Here is a 3,454-nt window from a genome sequence, read left to right on the forward strand (position 1 = left end):
AATTGGAGGCAAAGGTCTTGGCAGTACGACCGCCATAGCGCGACAGCCGGGTAAAATTGACTTTGCCCGGAATCAACGCTACAGTGCGTATTGTTAAAATCAGCCAGTTGAGGAACCTTTTGCTCATTTTGGTTGTAGTATTTTCAAATACCGACTTACACCGAAAGGTGAAGTCTTTGAGAATCGCCAATACGTTCATATTGTTTAATGTTTTTATAATGAACGCTTTGGCGATTCATTTGTATTTGACAATTCGATATATTAACTTAAGTTTCAACTACTTCGGTAATTTTTACCGAATCATTGAACGAAAGGAACCGTTGGAAATTCCGGAAGATGCTCTCCGTGAAATCATCTTCAACAGCATTGTCCATAAATTGCAATTTGGTACGTGGAATCAGATGAGTATCTATGACGACCATATCCGCTTATGGAATGAAGGAGTGTTGCCGGAAAATTATACTGTAGAGACTCTGATGAGTAAGCATACCTCCAAACCGCGCAATCCAAAGATGGCACAGGTTTTCTATCGTGCCGGTTTTATTGAGGCATGGGGACGCGGCTACGAAAAGATAATGAAGGCCTTTGATAAGGCGAATCTTAAACGACCGGAATTTACTGTAGAGCAAGGAGGTGTTACAGCTATTATCTATCGTGAGATTTTCATGTCTATCAGGGGCGATGCAAAACTGAACCAAACCGAACCAAAACCGAACCAAAACCGAACCAAAACCGAACAGAAAATTCAAATTTTGGAGTTGCTGTCCGAGACCCCTACCATAACGAGAGCTGAAATAGCAGAAATCTTAACGCTTCATGAGAGTAGTGTCCAGCGCCGCCTTGAAGCTCTTGTAAAAGAGGGTAAGTTAAGACACATTGGTCCGACCAATGGCGGTTCTTGGGAAGTAATCAATCATTCATCCTAAGCTGCATTATCTGCGTAATGACGTGCTTTTTATACCAGACTTCTGACGCAGCCCACCCGACCGGATGGGTGAGTAATTACTTTGAATCAAAGATTTATATTCTACAATAGAATAAAAATATGGCAAAGATGAATCCATTAGAAGAGTTTGATTGGGACGTTTTTGAAGATGCGGCTTCATCACAATCTGAGGAAGAGTCAAATGAAGAGACTACAGATGATGCAGAGCGTATGGTGGTCTCTGGTATTGTTATTTCCATAAACGAGCGCGAAATTGTAGTCAATATCGGTTATAGTAATGACGGCATCATACCGGCAAGCGAATTCAGATACAATCCAGACCTTAAGGTTGGTGATACTGTTGATGTGTATATAGAATCAAAGAGCGATCGTCTTGGCCAGTTGATTCTGTCACACAAGAAAGCAAGAGCTACAAAAGCGTGGGTAAAGGTTAATGAGGCACTTGCCAATAATGCGACGGTAAAAGCATACGTTGAATGTCGTACAAAGGGTGGCACAATAGTGGATGTCTTCGGAATAGAAGCATTTATGCCAGGTTCTCAGACAGATATAGTTAGGGCGGATTTAGAAACTTTTGTGGGGCAGACAATTGATGTTAAAGTTGTAAAGATAAATAAGGACTACCGCAATGTTGTTGTAAGCAGAAGAGCCGTAGTAGAAGAGAATCTGGCAAAGAAAACTGCGGATAAGACTTTGCTTAAGGAAATATGGCAGAAACATACAGAAGTACAGGAACAGATTCTTCGGCAACGAACTGCTCCTATTGCCATTGTGCCAGAAGCTACTACTATTATCAATGAGAAACTTCTTGTCAAAGTCGATACCACAGATAATACAGAGGAATTGCAACAGCAGATAGCTGATAGTTTGGACATTGATTATGATGAATGTCATTTTGAAGATGGATATGTCCTTGCACCTATTTCCAACTGGCAGAAATTAGATGAATCTGCGAAAGCCAGAATTAGTACGAAAGCCAACAAAGAGTATGTCACGTTCACTTACTACCCTGTAGTTGATGGTAGCATTGTTGATAGACGTGCTCAGTTTACTGGTGTAAAACAGTTGCTGGATAAACTGGAAGTAGAATATGATTTCGACAAGAACAATCGCCTGCAAATATCCATTGAAGAGTTAAACAGACTGAAGGATAATGAAGAATTCAATAGCCTTCAACTGGCTTTACCTGATAGAGCATCAGCTATCATTCCTACGTACCCAAGCATAATCGTTTATTTGGAAAAAATATGTCCTAGTCTCAAACTGAATAACATAGAAACATTCAAGAATAACAGGAAGAAAAGAAGCACAGGTGTAAATATAGACAAGCAAGTGTCTGTAGAAGGTGGATATTTTACTCAAAAATTCTTGGATAAGATAAAGCCTGTGTTTGAATTGCAAATGTGTAAGGTGGAATTTACCTTTATCATTCATGCGGATGCTCTTAACAGTTATGATTGGCAAGCAAACAAGCTTGGACTGCCTAAATTAAATGGCAATACAATTACCTTCTGTAAGAATGTAAAACTTCCTAAGCTGCAAGAAGATGTAAAAGAGATTACAGATGACGTTTTGAGTGTAGAAGACGACGGTGATGACGTTTCGGATATTACTTATATGACATCGTCAGAGTTCTTTAATACGAAGGATACTACCGATTTTAACTTTGATTTCTATCTCTGGAATAAACTGATGAAAAGATTGTTTGGTCAGAATAATTATGATTACACAGAGAAGTACTATTACAAGTACCGTGAGAATAGAGATTGGGCAACGGTAGAAGAACTTGATAAGTTCAATGATGACTTACACGTATCGTTTAAGCCGTCAATTGAGCATTCTGTATCGTCAAAGGGTACTTCAATTGGTATAGATTTCAATTGGAAGGAAAAAAGCCTAACCGAGCTTCTTACTGAGTTGAGCAGAGACTATCCGTTTGTTGATTTTGGCTTGTTCAAGAACGGTCATAAGTGCAACTTCGACGTTCAATATAGAAAAGCAGACATGACAGAAGTCATGAATCAACTTCATGATTTATCTGATGATTTGCATCTTGAACTGAAGAAGAAGGGAACAGAACTTGTCTTTTCGCGTGAATTCCAGAAAATTGAAGACCTGTTGACGTTTAAGACTCAGTTAACCCATAAACTACAGACATTTGACCAATCCAGATATTTGTGTACAATATCAGAAGTGCCTTCTGATAAAGTTAAACTGGTATATTTCAATGATATTGCCAGCAGAGACGAAGATAGGCTGGATGCAGCACGTGAACTCAAAGGTGCTGATTTTACAGTTGGAGAACTGAAAATCGGAAAACTGATAAGAACTGCAAGCTACCCGGAATTGGTCTTAGATATATCTGGTGATTTTTATGAAGTTACCAAGCAATTGTTTGATGAAACTGATGTCACCGAAATAACTCCAGACCTTTCTGGCGATTTGGAGAAGCTGGCACGTTTGAAAGAATCGTTGAACCGAATCGTAGAAGGTCGTGACGTAGAGAAT

The 3,454-nt window shown here is 39.4% G+C and carries 2 protein-coding genes; both read left to right on the top strand.

The features are described 5' to 3' along the window. The first annotated feature begins 176 nt into the window (after nucleotides 1-176). Complete coding sequence (locus C5O24_RS14110; protein ID WP_161553896.1) at nucleotides 177-926, top strand: ATP-binding protein; 750 nt, start codon at nucleotides 177-179, stop codon at nucleotides 924-926. 119 nt (nucleotides 927-1,045) lie between these two features. Further along, nucleotides 1,046-3,454: S1 RNA-binding domain-containing protein (locus tag C5O24_RS11840; protein ID WP_133165564.1), on the top strand; the 2,409-nt coding region annotated here is incomplete at its 3' end.

The organism is Paramuribaculum intestinale (assembly GCF_003024925.1).
Classification (GTDB): domain Bacteria; phylum Bacteroidota; class Bacteroidia; order Bacteroidales; family Muribaculaceae; genus Paramuribaculum; species Paramuribaculum intestinale.